2 protein-coding genes are annotated in these 3,070 nt (G+C 40.2%); both read left to right on the plus strand.

The window, feature by feature from the left end:
- The first annotated feature begins 301 nt into the window (after positions 1-301).
- Positions 302-1,720 carry an aspartate ammonia-lyase gene (locus Q0410_RS01265; RefSeq protein WP_299032006.1) on the plus strand — a complete coding sequence of 473 codons (1,419 nt, stop codon included), beginning with the start codon at positions 302-304 and terminating at the stop codon, positions 1,718-1,720.
- Positions 1,720-3,070: lyase family protein (locus Q0410_RS01270; protein WP_299032009.1), on the plus strand; the 1,351-nt coding region annotated here is incomplete at its 3' end. The genes Q0410_RS01265 and Q0410_RS01270, both read left to right, overlap by 1 nt.

A 3,070-nucleotide genomic window follows, 5' to 3' on the forward strand; every position in this document is an offset into this window, starting at 1 on the left:
AAGCTAAATAACAGTGCCATTAGTAGGTAAGGTATTCTGTTCTTTTTCATATTCCCTCCTTATATATGTTTATATAATAAGTATATCAAATATATCTATTATAGGCAACTTTTTTTATGGATAAATATTTTTTTGTTTTATAAACCTAACTAAAGTTTTATATCTAGTTTTATATGTGAGTTATGGGATAAAAAATGAGAAGTTAAAGATAAAAGTTTTTGGATAAATCGTTTGCTTAGCTTATAATATAGGTAAGAAGATTATTATATTCGCTGGAAAATATAGGAAAAAGGAGATATTAATGACAGATTATAGGGTTGAAAGAGATTCTTTAGGGGAACTTAATATTCCAAAGGATGCTTATTATGGGGCCAATGCCTATAGGGCCTTTGAGAATTTTAGGATAACAGGACAGGCCTTAGATCCTTACTTTATCAGGGGTATTGTTGAGGTGAAAAAGGCCTGTGCTATTCAAAATAATAAAGTCGGTATACTTTCAGATAAGAAGAGTGAGGCTATAGTAAGGGCTTGTGATGAAATCTTAGCAGGCTCATACATAAAAGATTTTATAGTTGACCCAATACAGGGAGGGGCTGGGACCTCATCTAATATGAATGCCAATGAGGTTATAGCAAATATTGCCAATCTTAGCCTTGGTGGGAGGCTTGGCCATTATGAATATATCCATCCAAATGACCATGTAAACCTCGGCCAGTCTACCAATGACGTCATACCAACAGCTGGTAAAATTGCCCTTATTCGCTATATTAGGGACCTGGCAAAGGATACTGAAGAGTTGATAACTGCCCTTGATAAAAAGGCAGAAGATTTTGATGACTATGTAAAGATGGGCCGTACCCAGCTTCAAGATGCGGTTCCAATTACCCTTGGTCAAGAGTTTAAGGCCTATTCTAGGGTTGTGGCAAGGGGACTTGATAAATTTAATACAGCAATAGAAAAGCTATCCACTGTAAATCTGGGTGGTACAGCTGTGGGTACAGGTATGAATGCTGATGACCACTATGTGGAAAACATTGATAAGACCCTAAGGGAGATCACAGGTCTTGACCTTAAGCAGGCAGAAGACCTTATAGATTCAACCCAAAACCTAGATGGGTTTTTGTTTGCCTCATCTGTTTTAAAGACCTTTGCAGCAAGTCTTTCAAAGATAGCAAATGACCTAAGACTCTTATCTTCTGGCCCAACCACAGGGATTTCTGACTTTGACCTTCCTGCCAAGCAAGCAGGCTCTTCTATAATGCCTGGCAAGGTAAACCCTGTTATACCTGAGGTTGTAAACCAGGTTGCCTTTTTAGTAATAGGTAATGATCTGACAGTGACCATGGCTGTTGAGGCAGGCCAGCTAGAGCTCAATGCCTTTGAACCAATTATTTTCTACGCCCTAATCCAATCAATAACAGCTCTCAGGGGTGCTATCCAAACCCTAACTGTAAATTGTATAAAAGGCATCACTGCTGATAAGGAAAAGCTTAGGGCCAAGGTTGAAAATTCTGTGGGCATAGTTACAGCCTTTGCCCCACATATAGGCTATGACAAGGCTTCAGCTATTGCCAAAGAATCTATGAGAGAGGGAAGACCTATAAGGGATTTAATCCTAGAAAAAGGCATAATGACAAGTGATGAAATAGATAAAATTTTAGACTATAGGAAGATGACTAAGCCGGGCATCCTAGATGAAGAACATATGGAGAAGGGCTGATGGATTATAGGATAGAAAAAGACTCCATGGGAGAGGTCAAAGTAAGAGAGGACAAGCTCTGGGCTGCTCAGACCCAGAGATCTTTTGAGAACTTTCCCCAGGGAGTGGCAACCATGCCCGATGAGCAAATTAAGTCGCTTGTTCTTGTAAAAAAAGCTGCGGCCCTTGTTAATAATGACCAGGATAAGCTAGAAGATACCTACAAGGACGCCATAGTAGAAGCATGTGATAAGGTATTGGCTGGGGGCTATGAGGACCAATTTCCCCTAACAGTCTACCAAACCGGGTCAGGCACCCAAACAAATATGAATGTCAATGAGGTCATAGCTCATTTGGCTAATGATATTTTAGGAGAAAAACTAATCCATCCTAATGACCATGTAAATATGAGCCAGTCAACCAATGACTCCTTCCCAACAGCTATGCACCTTACAAGTCTTAGGTTAATCAAGGATAACCTCCTGCCAGAAGTAGAAAAAATATATGAAGAATTTTACAAAAAAGCTAAGGAAGTTGAAGGAATAATAAAAACAGGCAGGACCCATCTCCAGGATGCCACTCCCCTAAGCTTATCAGATGAAATCAAAACCTATGGGGACATGATAAAAAGAGATGGGGACTATATAAAAGAATCTGCCAAGACCCTTCAAAATCTTGCCATAGGGGGTACTGCTGTTGGTACAGGCCTAAATACCAAGGAAGGCTATGACAAGAAAATGGCAGAGGTCCTATCTGACCTCACAGGCCTTAAGTTAAGGGCCGATGATAATAAGTTTCTCCAACTATCAAGCAAACAGGGCCTAGCCAAAACCCACGGGGCCATAAAAATCCTAGCTTCTGATTTACTTAAAATCGCTGAAGACATAAGGTTTTTATCCTCAGGACCGAGGACAGGGATTGGCGAACTAACAATTCCATCAAATGAACCAGGCTCATCAATCATGCCAGGCAAGGTCAACCCAACCCAGGTAGAGATGCTTACAATGATCTCACTTGAAGTAATGGCAAATGACCAGGCGATAACCATGGCAAATGCCCTTGGCCAGCTCGAGCTAAATGCCTATATGCCGCTTATAATCTATAAGATGGTAGAATCTATAAAAATTCTTACAAAGGGAATACATTCCTTTAACGAACACTTAGTCAAAGGACTTGTGGCAAATGAGAATAAGATAGGGGAAAATCTAGAAAAATCCCTCATGCTTGTAACAGCCCTTTCACCACACATCGGCTATGATAAGGCAAGCAGGATGGCTAAATTCGCCCACAAAGAAGGCCTAAGCCTAAGAGAAGCAAATGCTAAATTAGGTTTTGTTACAGAAGACGAATTTGATCAAATAGTCGACCCTG

The sequence above is a fragment of the uncultured Anaerococcus sp. genome (assembly GCF_937934665.1).
Lineage (GTDB): Bacteria > Bacillota > Clostridia > Tissierellales > Peptoniphilaceae > Anaerococcus.